This is a genomic window from Leptotrichia wadei, from assembly GCF_007990445.1.
GTDB lineage: Bacteria > Fusobacteriota > Fusobacteriia > Fusobacteriales > Leptotrichiaceae > Leptotrichia > Leptotrichia wadei_A.
In genome coordinates this window covers 1,380,894-1,395,647 of sequence record NZ_AP019841.1, presented here as the reverse complement: position 1 = coordinate 1,395,647, position 14,754 = coordinate 1,380,894, and the positions used below count along the sequence as shown (strand labels likewise).

The window sequence follows — 14,754 nt, the reverse complement described above, 5'->3', positions numbered from 1 at the left end:
AGCTCATTGTAAATATTGCAGTGGGTTTGGATAAGATATTAATAAAAAAAAATAGGAGGAAACAGAATGAGAAAAGAATTAAAAAAATAGAAAAATTTGTAAAACAAAATTGCGGAAATTTCGCATACGATGAAGAAATAGGAACAAAAGAAATAAAGGAGTTAAAAGGGCTGACAATAATCTCAGAATATCGTGGATGGGATCAGAAATATGGAGAACCTGCATTTGAAACAAAAATTTTTAATAAAGCAGGAATAGAGTTAGCGTATAAAGAATTCTTGCCAGTATTCTCCTATGAGGAGTTTGTTGGAAACGATGATTGGTACATATTTTAAAACAGAAGACAGGTGCTAAAGTCTATAAAACACAAATAAAATCAACAATGTTGATTTAATCGCGCCATCTATGTCACTGCATATTTTTGCACAAGGCATAGCTACTAGAATATGCAGAAATGTCATAATGAGTCTTCTTTTCTAATATTTATTTAATTTTTAACTGTATAGATGGCACGATTAAATTAATACAATATTCTTAATCAGTATCAAAAAAAGCATTTCTGAGCAACAAAAGAGCTTATCTAAGAGCATTTAAAGCAGATCGAATATTACTGATTAGGACATTGTAAATATAAAAAATAAGGAGATAATAAAATGCAAAATTTTAGAAAATTGCCTGCGATGAAAAGAAAAATTGCAGGTGCAAGTAACAAATTAGGAAAAATGAATGAAATGATAGAGAAAATTAAAAACGACAGCGAAATTGATGAAAATATAAAAAAATTGATGGAGCAAAACTTAAGATACTACGTTCAAAAAGAATACGGTATCGATGCAGGGTTTAAAAAGTAGGAGGTGGAAATGACGTCAGAAAAAAATTTGATAAAATCAATAATTTTAATTGTAGCAACTGCTCTAATGCAGATCGCAACAATTGAAGCCAAAGGGCATTGGATAATTGGAGGCAATGTGGCTTTTCCATTTTTAGTGGTCATGCTGCTGTGGTGGTGTCCTAGAGCAGTAAAGGAATTTATGGGGTCTTGTAAATAGGGGCAATTTAAGAGAACAGGAGGATGTGTTTTGGGAGTACTAAAAAAAGCAAAAAAGAAAAAAATTAGAAAGGAAATTATAGAGAAAGCTGTCACTACAAAGGAAATTTTTAAAGATGAAAACAGGAAATCAAAAATAATGATTATGATGTCTCTGTCGAACTTATGCAAAAGTTACAGAAATTATTTCAAGATTCCAAAAATAACTGACAAAAATCTTGAAAGTGGTGACACCAAAATAGAAAAGATAACAGAGGAACAAACACTTTGGTGCACTTTCAGTCTTGAAGATATTATACAAAGAAGCTTCAGAGCTTTGACAAGACTGATTAATGAATTTGAATTTGAAGATTTACATAATCCTGAGCAGACTGTTATCAAAGATTTTAAGAACGAATTTATCATTGTACATTTCAGAAAGATGTTTGAGCAAGAACTCATGGAAATAAAATCTAAGTTTAAGATATATTCAAAAACTAGATACAATACGACTGAAACTGCTTTACATCAAATGTTTATAATCTTTGCTTATTACAAGATCTTTAAAAGAGAAGTCGAACAAAGAAAGTTTAGCAAGATAACTGGAATGTACTTAAAAACATTAATCACAAAAACGAACAGAAAATTTAAGGAAATAGAGGAAGTTATCAAAGAAAATGAAAAAACAGACTTTGAAAAAGATATGCTGGAACTTCTAAAGTTTGAGGAAGCGGGATTCAAGATAAAATGGGCTGGTTATAGCAGGAAACAGGCATTGAAACTTAGGAGCAGGGCATAGATAAAAGAAATGGAGAAGAAAGTGAACTATAAAGCAATAAGTTATAAAAACGAAGAAGAATGGCTAAGCATAAGAAAAAAAGGGATTGGTGGAAGCGATGCAGGAGCGATAATGGGAAAGAATAAATATAGAAATATTATTGATGTTTGGAAAGATAAAACTGGAAGAATACAAAATAATTTCGCAAGCCCTGCAGCTCAAAGAGGTAAGAACCTTGAAAAAAATATATTTAATTCCTACAAAGAAGACAATCTCGATAAAAAAATATTAGAAGTCAATAAAATGTACATCCATCCAAAATATGACTTCATACGGGCTAATTTAGATGGAGAAATTGTTTATCAGGATAAAAAAGGGATACTTGAAATAAAGACAACTACAATAAATAAGTGGAATAAATATGTTGAGGAATGGCAGAACAATATTCCTGAAACCTATTTATATCAAATTTTACATTACTTTTTGGTGACTGGCTATGAATACGCCGTATTAGTTGCTGAAATAAAATTTGAATGTTTTAAAAACGAAGATACAACACCGTTTGATCTGGATAAAAGGTTGCAGACAATTGTAATCAATAGGTCAGATTGGGAAGATGAGATACAGGAACTTTTAAATAAAGAAATTGAATTTTGGGAATGTGTCAAAAACGATACAGAACCAAGAATGATAAAAAGTTATGGAGGTTAAAAATGGAAAAAATAATTGAAACATCATTAGTTGCATTACCTAAAATGGAGTTTGTTTTTGACAGTGAAAAAATAACCCCAGCCAAAATTGATAAAGATATGATTGATTTTGAAAAGGCTGAACAAAAAGTTGAAGAAATAGAAAAACTTTATAATATTGTATTTACGGATGTAAAAGACATCAAGAAATATAGAGAAGAAGTAGCGAGCACAAAATCAAGTGCTGAAAAATTTAAAAAGGATTTGATGGATTATTTAACAGCTGACACAAAAGAAATCAATCAAAAACTTATTAATTTAATCAAGAGAGTTGATGCAGTCAGAAAATATTTACATGACAAAGAAAAAGAATTAGATAACGCTAAAAGAGAAAAAATAAAATCAATAAAAGAATTTGTATTTAAATATAGACCAGAGTACTTAGTTTATTTAGTAGAAAATAAAAAATGGGAAAACAAAACATTTAAAGAGGATGATATTGAAACTGAAATGCAGCGACAATACGATGAATTAATCAGAAAAGAAGATTTTATAAAACAGGAAATTGAAAAAGCAAATAAAGAAATTAAATTCAAAATTGTATTTGAAAGCATGAAATATTTAATTCAAGAAGACTATACAGTCATTTCTAAAGCGATAAATGATAAAATGAATGAAATTAAGCAAACTGAAGAAAATTTAAGAATAAGAGCAGAAGAAGAAAACAAAGAGAAATCGCTGAACTTGAAAGAAAAGAGAAATTGAAAAGCAAGAAGCAATTGCTAGAGCTCTTCAAGAAAAAGAGCAAAAAGAAACAGATAATACTCAAAAAAAGGATACTTACATTTGCATAAAAGTTAACGGGCTTTCTAAAGAGATAGCGTTAGAATTAAAACGATTTTTAGATAAAAATAACATAAAATATTTTAAGGAGATGAAATAAAATGGCAGGAACTTTAACAAATCCTAAAAAACAAACAAAAGGGATAGTAGGTGCAGCTACACTAAAATCAATGATAAATGATGAAAGAACAAAAAATAAATTCAAAGAATTACTAGGAAACAAGGCAGCTGGATTCTTAACTTCACTGCTGAATACTACAAATGGAAATAAACAATTACAGGAAGCAGAGCCACAAAGCGTTTTGAAGGCTGGAGCAATAGCTGCAACATTGGATTTACCAATTGATCCAAATTTAGGTTTCGCCTATGTTGTGCCTTACAAAAGAAAATACAAAGATAATCGCGGCAACTGGCAAGAAAAGAACGAGGCACAATTTCAATTGGGCTACAAAGGATTTATACAGCTTGCAATTAGAACTGGACAATATAAAAAAATTAATGTTACAGAACTTTACGAAGGACAGTTTGAAAGCTATGATCCAATTACTGATGAGCTTAAATATAATCTTGATGGAAAAATAAGCGATGAAGTAACTCATTATATTGCATATTTTCAAACCACAAATGGATTCGAGAAATACAATGTAATGAGCAAGGAAGAAGTAAGAGAACATGCTAAGAAATTCAGTAAAACATTTCTTAAAAGTTCTTCAAGTTGGCAAACAAATTTTGACAGTATGGCAAAGAAAACTGTATTAAAATTATTGTTGAGTAAATTTGGAATTCTAAGCATTGAAATGCAGACAGCACAGAAAGTAGATCAGGCTGTTATAAAAGAAGTCGAGCCAAACGGAAACGTGGAAGTTGAATATGTAGACAGTCCTGACAATGCAAGCGATATTGTCGAAGAGGAAACAGCAGATAACGATACTCAAAGTGATAATGAAATAGTTGAGAATTTTAATTCAGAAGATTTGTTTTAAAAAAAGCAAGGGTTAATTGAGGGCACTTTATAACAAAACAGGAGGAAAACAAGTGAGTAAATACAAGGTAGGATTTTATGTAAACAGCAGAGCAAATATCTATTCTACGAATGCCGAAGTTATTGATTTAGTTGAAGACTGGAAAAGGATGGATCAATGATAAAATATGCTGAGATACACAAAATCAAAATTGAAAATGAAACAAGATATGTAGCAAAAATGTATGTCACTTATAGAGACGAAATGATAGATAGTTTTAGCAGCAGTTATTTAGAAAAAGTTGTTGAATATTTAATAAGCAAAGAATACGTTATATCAAATTACTTTGATATGACAGAAATGGAGGGATAACAAAAAAATGAAATTACTGTTAAATGTGGAAGAAGCTTGCTCTTTTCTTCAAATGAACGAAAGAACTTTGAAAAGTGGATTGATTAGCGGAACTTTAGATATAGGAAGTGCAATAATTACAAAAGTTATAAATAATAAACCTAGATATAAGTACCACATCCCTATAAAAAGAGCTGAAAAATATATGGGAATAAGCTATGAGGATTTTTTAAAAATGAGGTAGCGGTATGAAAATGAGAAATCCGAACGGTTATGGTTCTGTAATTAGATTAAGAGGCAAAAGAAGAAAACCTTTTGCTGTAAGGGTTACAACTCATTGGGATAAGACTGGTAAACAACAATATAAATATATAGGTTATTATAAAACTCAAAAAGAAGCTAATCAACAATTATTTTATTATAATGAACATCCGTATAATGTAGATGTTCAAAGTCTCACATTTTCGGAAGTTTACGAAAAATGGAAAACAGAAAAATTTGATACAATTGGTCGTTCATCACAATTAGGATATATTGCTGCATTTAAGAACTCTAAAATTTTACACCAATTACGATTTGTAAATTTAAAATCTTCTGATTTGCAAGAAGTTTTTTCCAGCACTAAAATCAAATATGGTTCGAAGAAAAAATTAAGATTCTTTTAATCAGCTATACGCTTATGCTATGAAAAATGATATCATCTCAAAAGATTATAGCAAATATATAGATATCGGAAAAAATACGGAAGAAAACACAAGAAAGCCTTTTACAAATAAAGAGATTGAAAGATTGTGGGATTTGCTGGATGAAAATGACTGGATTGACACTATTCTAATTCTTATTTATACAGGATTTAGAATTGGAGAATTGCTGGAAATTAAAAATAGTGATATTGATTTGAAAGATAGAATCATTAAAGGTGGACTGAAAACAGAAGCTGGTAAAGATAGACTAGTTCCTATCCATTCTAAAATACTAAAACTTGTTGAAAATAGGATGAATACCAAAAACGAATACTTGATTGTAAACTTCAAAGGCAAACAAATGAAATATGATAATTATTACAAAGAAAAATTTAAACCTATTATGGAAGAACTTGGAATGAATCATAAGCCACACGATACTAGACATACATTTGCAACATTACTAAGTAATGCAGACGCAAATAAAACATCAGTTAAGAAATTAATAGGACACAACAGTTATACAACAACTGAAAAATTTTATACTCACAAGGACATTGAAGAGCTGAGAAAAGCGGTGGAAAAGATATAGTATTTTGTATATTGCTTGTATATTGTGTGTATATTGTAAGCATACATTTCTATACTTTTCCATACTTTTTCCAAAATAAAAACCCCTGAAAACCAATGTTTCCAAGGGTATATAAAATAATACAATTATCTTTTTGAGAATTGTGGGCTTCTTCTTGCTTTCTTTTTCCCGTATTTCTTTCTTTCAACCATTCTTGAATCTCTTGTTAAGAATCCTGCTTCTTTTAAAGCTCCTCTTAATTCAGCGTCAGCTTCTAATAATGCTCTTGAAACACCGTGTCTGATAGCTCCTGCTTGACCTGTATTTCCACCACCGTTTACATTAACTTTTACTCCAAATTTGTTTAAAGTTTCTGTTAATTCTAATGGTTGTTCTACGATTTTAGCTAAGATTTCTCTTCCACCAAAATATTCTCTCATATCTTTTCCATTAATTGTCACTCCAGTTTCACCTGGTACTAATCTTACTCTTGCTACTGAAGTTTTTCTTCTTCCAGTTCCTAAATATTGAATTTTTTCTGCCACGAAAATTTACCTCCTATAACTCTATTCTTTCTGGTTTTTGTGCTGTATGTGCATGTTCAGATCCTGTGAATAATCTCAATCTGTTAATCATTTGGCTTCCTAATTTGTTTTTAGGCAACATTCTTTCTACAGCTTTTCTGATTACTTCAGTAGGTTGTTTTTGTAACATTTCTTCTAAACTTCTTACTTTCAATCCACCTGGATATCCACTATGTCTGTAATATTTCTTGTCTAATAATTTATTTCCAGTTACAGCGATTTTATCAGCGTTTAATACGATAACAAAATCTCCTCCGTCAACGTGCGGTGTGTAGCTTGGTTTATGTTTACCCATTAATCTTACTGCGATTTCAGTAGCTAATTTTCCAAGTACTTTTCCTTCTGCATCTATCTCATACCAGTTTCTTACAACTTCTTCTTTTTTTTGCATTACAGTGTATTTACTCACTTTGTTTCCTCCTGTTTTTATTCTCTAATATTTATAGAATAACGGTCCTTTGTGGGAAAGGCTCATATTAGTTAATTATATATTATTTTATCACACTTGTCAAGTGAATTTCCTTGATTTTTTACATAATTTTTCCTGCAATAAAGTAATTTATGTTATTTTTTATTTATAATAAAACTAAACTTATAAACAAAACTTAAAGGCTATGGCTGGTTTACTAAAATCCTGAATTTATATAATTTTTTTATATTTTTTTTAAATAGGTTCGAGTATTAAGTAATAAATTTATTATAATAATTATAACTAAAACACATAGTGAGTTATGAGAAAAAAGCATTTGAAATTATAAAAGAGATTTGCTACAATTCTATCAGAAAGTTTTAAAAAAAATTAATTGAATAAATGTAGGAGGGAAAAATGGCATTAGAGAAAGTAAATTCACCTAAAGATTTAAAAAAATTAAAAAGAGAAGAGTTGGTTGAATTAGCGGCTGATATAAGAAAAGCGTTATTAAATAGATTGACGAATTATCCTAAAGGAGGACATGTAGGTCCTAATTTTGGTGTGGTTGAAATGACGATTGCTTTGCATTATGTGTTTAATTCGCCAATTGATAAAATTGTGTTTGATGTGTCGCATCAGGCTTATCCGCATAAAATTTTAACAGGGAGAAAAGCTGGATTTCTTTATGAGGATAAATTTAAAACTGTTAACGGATATACTGATCAAGATGAAAGTGAGCATGATTTCTTTAGGGTTGGACATACTTCAACATCAGTTAGTTTGGCGACAGGACTTGCAAAAGCTAGAGATTTGAGAGGTGCTAAAGAAAATATAATTGCATTGATTGGAGATGGTTCGTTAAGTGGAGGACTTGCTTATGAAGGATTGAGTAATGCTGCTGAACAAGGAGGAAATCTGATAATTATTGCGAATGATAATGATCAGTCAATTGCGGAAAATCATGGTGGATTGTATAAAAATTTAAGGGAATTGAGAGAAAGTAATGGTGAGGCACCAAACAATTTCTTTAAATCACTTGGTTTGGATTATAGATATGTGGCCGATGGACATGATATTAATAAATTGATTGAAGTATTTGAAGAAGTGAGAGATATTGATCATCCAATAGTTTTACATATTCATACAATAAAAGGAAAAGGATTGCCATATGCTGAAAAAGATAGAGAACCTTGGCATTATAATGCAAACTTTGATCCAAAAACAGGTGAACCAAAAACTAAACCTGAACCAAAAGAGGACTTTGGAACAATAACATTTGATTTCTTGACAGATAAAATGGAAAAAGATCCTACCGTTACATTTATTAATGCTGGTGTTCCTATGGGATTTGGATTTACAAAAGACAGAAGAGAAAAATTGGATAAACTGAGAAAACAATATGTTGATGTTGGAATTGCTGAAGAACATGCGACAACCTTTTCATCAGGAATGGCAACAAATGGTGCAAAACCAGTATTTGGTGTAATTAGTACTTTTGTTCAAAGAACTTACGACCAAATATCTAATGATATTGCAATAAATAAAGCACCAACAGTTACTTTAGTATTTGGTGGAACATTAAAAGGTATGAACGATGTAACACATTTGGGATACTTTGACATACCAATGATTTCAAATATACCGAATATCGTGTATTTGGCACCAACTACAAAAGAAGAATACTTAGCAATGCTTGACTGGGCGATTGATCAAAATGAAAATCCAGTATTTATAAAAGTGCCTGGTGGAGCAGTTCAACATTCTGAAACTGATGTGGATAAAGATTATTCTAACTTGAATAGTTACAAAGTTGTGGAAAAAGGAAAAGATGTGGCGATTGTTGGATTGGGAGAATTTTTTGCGTTAGGTAAAGAAGTGAAGGAATTGTTGAAAGAAAAAGATGGAATTGACGCAACATTAATAAATCCTAGATTTATAAGTGGTCTTGATGAAAATTTATTAAATGAATTAAAACAAAATCATAAATTGGTAGTTACATTGGAAAGTGGTCAAAAAGAAGGTGGATTTGGAACGAAAATTTCTAGTTTCTACGGTACTTCTGACATGAAAGTGCTTAATGTAGGTGCTAAAAAAGAATTTACTGATGAAGTTCCTTATGATGTATTTTTTGAGGAAAATAGACTTACGAAAGAACAGATTGTTGAGGATATTTTAATGGCTATTAAATAATTTGAAATTTAAATAAGATAAAATAAAATCAGGAGTACATTTGATAATATTCCTGATTTTTTTGACTTTATTTTATTTAATAAGTGTAACTTTCTTCGCTAACTGGATAAAGATATGTTTCCCATTCTTCAAGTTTAGGATTCATAATAAAGTTAGGATCATGATACCTTTTAATGTATTCTGCAGCACGATTTTCACAATATTTATAATTTAATACTCTTCCTTCTGAATCAATTTCTAAATTATTCATAAAGATAGCAAAAGCTAATTCTCCACAGCTAGGTTCTTCCCTCACAGTTGATAAATAATCAATATTTTCAAGTATATCATAACCTAAAGTTCCATTAAAAAACCAATAGGAAAATTGTCTTACTGCTCCCTGTACATATTTGCTAATTTTCATAAGATTTTTCCTTTTCAATTATTTTTATTTCATAATTCTCAATACAAGTTTTTCTTTAGCATCTTTCAAAATTTCGTTAATTTCATTTTTTGAAAGATTATCTGCCAAGATAATGTAGTAATTTTCAATTTGATTTATTAGTTCAAATGGTGAATTTTCTATGTCAAAATCATCTGAAACTCTTACATAGTAAGAATCTTTTACTGTGTTTGAATCTACAATTTCAAATACTTTTGTAGAATTGAAGAAGTAATCTGATTCAATATGGTTTCTTGTTACAATTTTTACAATATCAGCTACTACTGCTGAAGCAGTTGGATCCATTCCAGCACCTTTTCCATAAAATAAAGTCTTATCTGTATAAGAACCTGTTGTTTCAATTGCATTGTAGACATCGTCAACCTTTGCTAAGATTTCACTGCTTGGAATTAATGTCGGTTCAACTGAAATTTGTGCTGATTTTTCAGATAATAATTTTGAACTTGCGATTAACTTTATAGTCAAATTTAGTTTGTTTGCAGAGAAAATGTCAACTGTGCTAATATCTCTAATTCCTGATAACTGCATATCTTTGAATTTAATTGAACCTCCATAGGCAAGTGAAGCCAAAATGTTAATTTTATGTCCTGCATCAATTCCATCTACGTCAAATGTAGGATCAGCTTCTGCATATCCTTTTTCAGAGGCAATTTTTAATGCTTCGTCAAACGATAAGTTGTCTTCTTTCATTTTTGTCAAAATGTAATTTGAAGTTCCGTTCATAATTCCACGGATTTCAGTAATTGTATTTGCAACTAAACTTTCCATTAAAGGCGTAACAATAGGAATTCCTCCACCTACAGCCGCTTCAAATAAGAATGATACGCCATTTTCTTTTGCAATTTGAAATAATTCAACTCCAAATTTTGCAATTAGTGCCTTGTTTGCTGTAACGACACTTTTTTTAGCTTGAAATGCTTCAATGATTATTTTTTTTGCGATAGTTTCTCCGCCGATAAGTTCCACAACGATTTTGATTTCAGGATCGTTTAACACCTTTTTATAGTCATTTGTAAGAATAGATTTATCAAAATCAAATGAAAATTCACGATCTATATTTAAATCACATGCATATTTTACTTCAATATCAGCTCTTGATTTTTCAAAAATGCTTTCTTTTTCTTTTGTTAGCACTTTGAGAACTCCTTCACCAACAGTTCCCAATCCAATAATTCCTATTTTCATATTTTCTAAAGTCCTTTCTTTCAATAAATATTATTAATTTGTTTTTAGTTTAGTTATTTAAATAATATATTTGACAATCTTTTTTACTTTAACAAATAGTCTGAACCTCCCACGACTAAAATTGCGAGTGTTCTTGCACTATTTCATAAATTTATGTATTTTGATTATCTTTAATAAAACTGATAAAAACAACGCTTTCTAATTTTTAAAAATATAAAATATTTATCTATCAAATTCTAAATTATAATTTTTTAATTAATCTTCATTTTCAATAAATCTTTTATGTAACGCATTTACTGCTTTATTTACATCATCTTCGTGAATAATGCAAGAAACATTAATTTCTGAGCAGGAAATCATATCAATGTTTATTCCATTTTCAGCAAGTGTATCAAAAATTTCGGCAGTAGTTTCGTAATGACTCTTAAGACCGATTCCAACAACGGAAACTTTTGCAATTTTTTCTTTGTAAGAAACTCCTTCAGCTCCGATTTTTTCCTTAATTTGCTCTGAAATAGCCACAGCTTCCTTTAAATCATCAATTTTTACAGTAAATGAAATGTTATTTAATTCTTTGTTAATACTTGAACTTTGTAAAATTATATCAGTGCTTATTTTTTCTTTTGCAAGTCTAGAAAATACCTTTGCGGCAATTCCTGGCTTGTCAGGCACTCCAAAAAGCGTGATTTTTCCTTCATTTTTAGAAGATGTGATACCTGCGATTTTTACTTTTTCCATAGCTTCTCCTTCTGTGTCAACATTTTGATTTTTCAATTTTTCAAATTCCTCATCCTTTTGAACAATTGTTCCGGTAGAATCGTCAAATGATGAACGTAAATGTATTTTTATGCCATATTTTGCGGCAATTTCAACTGATCTTGGATGTAGAACTTTTGCTCCGGAAGCAGCCAGCTCCAGCATTTCCTGGTAAGAGATTGTCTCTAATTTTCTTGCATTTTTAACAATTCTTGGATCTGCAGTGTAAACTCCGTCAACATCAGTATAAATTTCCACTTCATCAGCCTCAAGCGCCGCTCCCAAAGCAACAGCAGTCGTATCAGAACCGCCACGTCCAAGCGTAGTAATTTCATTATTTTCAGTAATTCCTTGAAATCCTGCAAATACTACTACATTTCCTTCATCTAATTTTTCCTGTATAATCTGTGTATCAATGTTAATTATTTTTGCCTTTGTATGTACAGGCGTTGTTTTAAAATTAACTTGAAACGCATTTAGTGAAACAGCCTTTTCTCCCAGTTCCTCAACTGCAATCGCAAGAGATGCAATAGAAATTTGCTCTCCAGAAGTTAAAAGCATATCAAGTTCACGTTTATTCGGTGTATCTGAAAGTTCATAAGCTCTTTTTACCAATGCATCAGTTCTTCCAGCTGGCGCAGATACAACGACAATTACATCATGTCCAGCCTTTTTATACCTTACAACCCGTTTAGCCACTTCCTTTACACGTTCTGCATCAGCAACGGAAGTTCCACCATATTTCTGTATAATTAAAGCCATATTGCCTCCTATTTTTCTCTAAAATTTCTTCACTTTATTAATATACTATTTTTTTTAATAAATTTCAATGTTTTACTAGCAAAGAATATCATATTCTAGGCAAAAAAGCAAGGTAATTTGCACATTTGATTTAATAAAAAAATTATTTAGCTTGATATTTAAGATTTTTTATTTCAAAAATTTTTAGATTAATATTAATAAAAACCTGTGTAGTTACGTTACAGTACGCTGTTTTTATTTTGATTCTATCAATTATATTTTTTAAAGTTTTGAGCTACAAATATATTAAAAATAGTATTAAAAAAATACTAAGTAAAAATAAATTGAAAAGATAGAGAAATTATGATATTATAAACATGGAATAATATTTAAGGTTTTTTGTGATTTATATAACAAATAATACTTAAAATATGTTCAATTTTAATTTTTAAGGTCAAATTAGGAGGAAAATTATGAAAAACAAAAAAAAATTAATAATTATAACATCAATTTTGGCGGTGGGAATTCCGTTATTTGCGATTAGCACACAGACAATACTGAAAAAGGCAAGAGATGACTACTATAAAGTGCAAAAGCAACAGATTGAAGCTGAAAAGGCTAAGGAGAGAGCTGAAAAAGAACAAAGATTAGCTCAGGAAAAAGCAGAAAGAGAAAAACAAATTCAACAGGAAAAGGAAGAAAAGGAAAAACGTATAACTGAAGAAAGAAATGAAAGAAGACAAAAAGCAGCAGAACAAAAACTGCAAAGGGATCAGGATAAACAGGACAGACAAGATAAAAGAGAAAAAGTTAAAATTACTAATGCGGCATCAGTTTCAGTTTCTGAACCAGAAGTTACAGCTCTAGCGCCAGTTTCAGAAAAACGTGAATTAACGCCGGAAGAAATTAGAAGAGCAAAGAACGCATTAAAGGAAGCAAGAGCAAGTTATCTGAGCGGAAACAAAGCGGCAAAACCTGCTAAAACTCCAAAGAACACAGATAAAGTCATAATAAAATCTGACAGTAAAGGAAATGTGGAAGCAATAAGACATACCAAGGAAGAAAGTGAAAAGGCACAACGAATTTTAAAGGAAATAAGAGACAGCTACTATAAAAATAATAAAAGATAGGGCGGTTAAATGACTCAGAAATGAGTCATTTTTTGTTTTTTTGAATAACAATAGTAAAATCACTATTTTAAGTGGAAGAATAGTGTAAAAAATGAATAAAATATTTTTTTATTTTTAGGGAATAAGTTAGATTAAATAAAAAATAAGAAAATATTGCAAAACTATTTGACTTAATCTATTTTTTTTTGCTATAATGAACATAGAAAGATAATAATAAATTTTAGGAGGAATATGAAATGAAAATTGTAGTTTTCGATGCAAAACCTTATGATATCGAATTTTTTGACAAATGGAATGAAACTTTTGGAGCTAATATTACTTATTTTGAGGAAAAATTAAGCTTGAAAAATGTAATGCTTACAAAATATCAAGATGTTGTATGTACATTCGTAAATGATGACTTAAATGCGAAAGTATTGGATATACTTTCAAAAAATGGAGTTAGAGTAATTGCGGCAAGATGTGCTGGTTACAACAATATTGATTTAAAAGCTGCCCGTGAAAACAGAATTACCGTTTTAAGAGTTCCTGCATACTCACCGTATGCTGTTGCTGAACATGCGTTAGCACTTCTTATGTCAGTAAATAGAAAAACTCACAAGGCTTATAACAGAACAAGAGAAGGAAACTTCAGCCTAGCAGGATTAACTGGAATGGACTTGAATGGTAAGACAGCTGGAATTATAGGAACTGGTAGAATAGCAAGAATTTTCATAAGAATTTTAAATGGATTAGGAATGAAAGTTATTGGTTATGATAAATTCCCTAATGAACAAGCTGCAAAAGAAGAAAATTTCACTTATGTGACATTAGATGAAGTATTTGCAAAATCTGATGTAATTTCATTGCATTGTCCATTATTCCCTGAAACAAGACATACAATTAACAAAGATACTATTGCTAAGATGAAAGACGGTGTTATTATCATTAATGCTGCCAGAGGTGGATTAATTGATACAGAAGCATTAGTTGAAGGATTAAAAGATAAAAAAATTGGTGGAGCTGGACTTGATGTTTATGAAAATGAAAGCAGCTACTTCTTTGAAGATGAATCAGCAAGTGTGCTAGAAGATGATTTATTAGCTAGATTGTTATCATTTAACAATGTTGTGCTAACTTCTCACCAAGCCTTCCTAACAACAGAAGCATTGGATAACATCGCTGAAGCAACATTCAATAACATCTTATCTTATGTTAAAGAAGAACCATTGAAAAATGAAGTTTGGTATAACGAAGAAACTGGTAAAGTTGTTGAAGGTTTAAGAAAATAATTATTATCTGAAATATAAAAAAGTTTTTATTTTCCAAAAACTTAAAGAGAGGCTGTTTTTTTAGAGCAGCTTCTTTTAATATTTATATTTTCCTAAAATTTTGAAAAAAAGAGAATTTTGAAAAAGAAAAAAATAAAAA

At 30.1% G+C, this 14,754-nt stretch carries 19 protein-coding genes; 14 read left to right on the top strand and 5 right to left on the bottom strand.

Annotated elements, in window-relative coordinates:
• The first annotated feature begins 26 nt into the window (after positions 1-26).
• The 11 genes from FVE74_RS06580 to FVE74_RS11935 all read left to right on the top strand — a co-directional run bounded on the left by FVE74_RS06580 (position 27) and on the right by FVE74_RS11935 (position 5,925).
• A complete protein-coding gene (locus tag FVE74_RS06580; RefSeq protein ID WP_147003779.1) occupies positions 27-335 on the top strand; it encodes a hypothetical protein in 309 nt (102 codons plus the stop codon).
• 318 nt (positions 336-653) lie between these two features.
• Positions 654-851 (top strand): hypothetical protein, encoded by a 198-nt coding sequence (locus FVE74_RS06575; protein ID WP_147003778.1) that lies wholly within the window; start codon positions 654-656, stop codon positions 849-851.
• A gap of 9 nt (positions 852-860) precedes the next feature.
• Complete coding sequence (locus FVE74_RS06570; RefSeq protein WP_147003777.1) at positions 861-1,049, top strand: hypothetical protein; 189 nt, start codon at positions 861-863, stop codon at positions 1,047-1,049.
• A 30-nt stretch (positions 1,050-1,079) separates the two neighbouring features.
• Entirely contained in the window at positions 1,080-1,826 is a 747-nt protein-coding gene (locus tag FVE74_RS06565; protein WP_147003776.1) for a hypothetical protein, read from the top strand.
• Positions 1,827-1,847: 21 nt separating this feature from the next.
• Positions 1,848-2,516: a YqaJ viral recombinase family protein gene (locus FVE74_RS06560; protein WP_172617446.1), complete on the top strand. Its 669-nt coding sequence runs from the start codon at positions 1,848-1,850 to the stop codon at positions 2,514-2,516.
• Positions 2,517-2,518: 2 nt separating this feature from the next.
• Complete coding sequence (locus FVE74_RS06555) at positions 2,519-3,259, top strand: hypothetical protein (RefSeq protein ID WP_147003774.1); 741 nt, start codon at positions 2,519-2,521, stop codon at positions 3,257-3,259.
• A 179-nt stretch (positions 3,260-3,438) separates the two neighbouring features.
• Positions 3,439-4,320, top strand: a complete 882-nt coding sequence (locus FVE74_RS06550) for a recombinase RecT (protein ID WP_147003773.1) — start codon at positions 3,439-3,441, stop codon at positions 4,318-4,320.
• A 156-nt stretch (positions 4,321-4,476) separates the two neighbouring features.
• Positions 4,477-4,671 (top strand): hypothetical protein, encoded by a 195-nt coding sequence (locus tag FVE74_RS06545; RefSeq protein WP_147003772.1) that lies wholly within the window; start codon positions 4,477-4,479, stop codon positions 4,669-4,671.
• A gap of 7 nt (positions 4,672-4,678) precedes the next feature.
• Positions 4,679-4,894, top strand: coding sequence for a hypothetical protein (locus FVE74_RS06540; protein ID WP_147003771.1), 216 nt, complete (start codon positions 4,679-4,681; stop codon positions 4,892-4,894).
• 4 nt (positions 4,895-4,898) lie between these two features.
• Positions 4,899-5,315 (top strand): hypothetical protein, encoded by a 417-nt coding sequence (locus FVE74_RS11940; protein WP_232053893.1) that lies wholly within the window; start codon positions 4,899-4,901, stop codon positions 5,313-5,315.
• Between the two features lie 19 nt (positions 5,316-5,334).
• A complete protein-coding gene (locus tag FVE74_RS11935) occupies positions 5,335-5,925 on the top strand; it encodes a tyrosine-type recombinase/integrase (RefSeq protein WP_232053892.1) in 591 nt (196 codons plus the stop codon).
• Positions 5,926-6,050: 125 nt separating this feature from the next.
• Here the strand turns inward: FVE74_RS11935 and rpsI are convergent, their stop codons facing one another.
• Both rpsI and rplM read right to left on the bottom strand, forming a co-directional pair.
• Positions 6,051-6,449, bottom strand: a complete 399-nt coding sequence (rpsI, locus tag FVE74_RS06530; RefSeq protein ID WP_060917545.1) for a 30S ribosomal protein S9 — start codon at positions 6,447-6,449, stop codon at positions 6,051-6,053.
• A 13-nt stretch (positions 6,450-6,462) separates the two neighbouring features.
• On the bottom strand, positions 6,463-6,897 hold the full coding sequence (rplM, locus tag FVE74_RS06525) for a 50S ribosomal protein L13 (protein ID WP_021746802.1): 435 nt from the start codon (positions 6,895-6,897) through the stop codon (positions 6,463-6,465).
• Between the two features lie 417 nt (positions 6,898-7,314).
• On the opposite strand from rplM, the gene FVE74_RS06520 reads away from it, so the two are divergent.
• A complete protein-coding gene (locus FVE74_RS06520; protein ID WP_147003770.1) occupies positions 7,315-9,090 on the top strand; it encodes a 1-deoxy-D-xylulose-5-phosphate synthase in 1,776 nt (591 codons plus the stop codon).
• Between the two features lie 76 nt (positions 9,091-9,166).
• On the opposite strand, the gene FVE74_RS06515 is transcribed toward FVE74_RS06520, so the two are convergent.
• The 3 genes from FVE74_RS06515 to FVE74_RS06505 form a co-directional block, all read right to left on the bottom strand.
• The gene (locus FVE74_RS06515) at positions 9,167-9,493 is read right to left on the bottom strand and encodes a DUF7677 family protein (protein WP_147003769.1); all 327 of its coding nucleotides are present in this window, start codon (positions 9,491-9,493) and stop codon (positions 9,167-9,169) included.
• Between the two features lie 24 nt (positions 9,494-9,517).
• Complete coding sequence (locus tag FVE74_RS06510; protein WP_060917548.1) at positions 9,518-10,717, bottom strand: homoserine dehydrogenase; 1,200 nt, start codon at positions 10,715-10,717, stop codon at positions 9,518-9,520.
• A 255-nt stretch (positions 10,718-10,972) separates the two neighbouring features.
• Complete coding sequence (locus FVE74_RS06505; protein ID WP_147003768.1) at positions 10,973-12,235, bottom strand: aspartate kinase; 1,263 nt, start codon at positions 12,233-12,235, stop codon at positions 10,973-10,975.
• Between the two features lie 452 nt (positions 12,236-12,687).
• Between FVE74_RS06505 and FVE74_RS06500 the strand changes: the two genes are divergently transcribed.
• Both FVE74_RS06500 and FVE74_RS06495 read left to right on the top strand, forming a co-directional pair.
• Positions 12,688-13,344, top strand: a complete 657-nt coding sequence (locus tag FVE74_RS06500; RefSeq protein WP_147003767.1) for a hypothetical protein — start codon at positions 12,688-12,690, stop codon at positions 13,342-13,344.
• A 236-nt stretch (positions 13,345-13,580) separates the two neighbouring features.
• Positions 13,581-14,615 carry a 2-hydroxyacid dehydrogenase gene (locus FVE74_RS06495; protein WP_147003766.1) on the top strand — a complete coding sequence of 345 codons (1,035 nt, stop codon included), beginning with the start codon at positions 13,581-13,583 and terminating at the stop codon, positions 14,613-14,615.
• The last annotated feature ends 139 nt before the right edge of the window (positions 14,616-14,754 follow it).

Coding starts and splice junctions, on each gene's coding strand:
- FVE74_RS06575 (WP_147003778.1), top strand. CDS start 654: ATGCAAAATTTTAGAAAATTGCCTGCGATGAAAAGAAAAATTGCAGGT.
- FVE74_RS06570 (WP_147003777.1), top strand. CDS start 861: ATGACGTCAGAAAAAAATTTGATAAAATCAATAATTTTAATTGTAGCA.
- FVE74_RS06555 (WP_147003774.1), top strand. CDS start 2,519: ATGGAAAAAATAATTGAAACATCATTAGTTGCATTACCTAAAATGGAG.
- FVE74_RS06550 (WP_147003773.1), top strand. CDS start 3,439: ATGGCAGGAACTTTAACAAATCCTAAAAAACAAACAAAAGGGATAGTA.
- FVE74_RS06545 (WP_147003772.1), top strand. CDS start 4,477: ATGATAAAATATGCTGAGATACACAAAATCAAAATTGAAAATGAAACA.
- FVE74_RS06540 (WP_147003771.1), top strand. CDS start 4,679: ATGAAATTACTGTTAAATGTGGAAGAAGCTTGCTCTTTTCTTCAAATG.
- FVE74_RS11940 (WP_232053893.1), top strand. CDS start 4,899: ATGAAAATGAGAAATCCGAACGGTTATGGTTCTGTAATTAGATTAAGA.
- FVE74_RS11935 (WP_232053892.1), top strand. CDS start 5,335: ATGAAAAATGATATCATCTCAAAAGATTATAGCAAATATATAGATATC.
- FVE74_RS06520 (WP_147003770.1), top strand. CDS start 7,315: ATGGCATTAGAGAAAGTAAATTCACCTAAAGATTTAAAAAAATTAAAA.
- FVE74_RS06515 (WP_147003769.1), bottom strand. CDS start 9,493: ATGAAAATTAGCAAATATGTACAGGGAGCAGTAAGACAATTTTCCTAT.
- FVE74_RS06510 (WP_060917548.1), bottom strand. CDS start 10,717: ATGAAAATAGGAATTATTGGATTGGGAACTGTTGGTGAAGGAGTTCTC.
- FVE74_RS06505 (WP_147003768.1), bottom strand. CDS start 12,235: ATGGCTTTAATTATACAGAAATATGGTGGAACTTCCGTTGCTGATGCA.
- FVE74_RS06500 (WP_147003767.1), top strand. CDS start 12,688: ATGAAAAACAAAAAAAAATTAATAATTATAACATCAATTTTGGCGGTG.
- FVE74_RS06495 (WP_147003766.1), top strand. CDS start 13,581: ATGAAAATTGTAGTTTTCGATGCAAAACCTTATGATATCGAATTTTTT.